This window comes from Micromonospora sp. SL1-18 (genome assembly GCF_047921505.1).
Lineage (GTDB): Bacteria > Actinomycetota > Actinomycetes > Mycobacteriales > Micromonosporaceae > Micromonospora.
This window is the reverse complement of sequence record NZ_JBLROA010000240.1, coordinates 1-344: the sequence shown is the minus strand read 5'-3', so window position 1 is coordinate 344 and position 344 is coordinate 1. Positions and strand designations below refer to the sequence as shown.

Sequence of the window (344 nt, the reverse complement as noted above, 5' to 3'; positions counted from 1 at the left end):
AGTGCGTTTGGCTCGGCTGATGCGCTGGGCCATGGTCGCCTCGGGTACCAGGTAGGCCTGGGCGATCTGGCGGGTGGTCAGCCCGCCGACGGCGCGTAGCGTGAGCGCGACCGCGGACGACGGCGTCAGCGACGGGTGGGCGCACAGGAAGTAAAGCTGGAGCGTGTCGTCCACCGCGGCCGCGGGCCCGGGCGCCGGCTCCTCGTCGACGAGCTCCTCGCGCCGGCGGCGGGCGGCGTCTGCCCGGGTCGCGTCGATGAACTTGCGCCAGGCCACGGTGACCAGCCAGGCCTTTCGGATCCCGCGGCGGGTCGGCCGGCCAGACGCGGACCGCCTCGACCAGC

Annotated in this window: 1 pseudogene; it reads right to left on the bottom strand. The window is 74.7% G+C overall.

The window, feature by feature from the left end:
* Positions 1–344 (bottom strand): annotated as a pseudogene (locus ACNAW0_RS30760) (sigma factor-like helix-turn-helix DNA-binding protein); the annotation flags it as partial.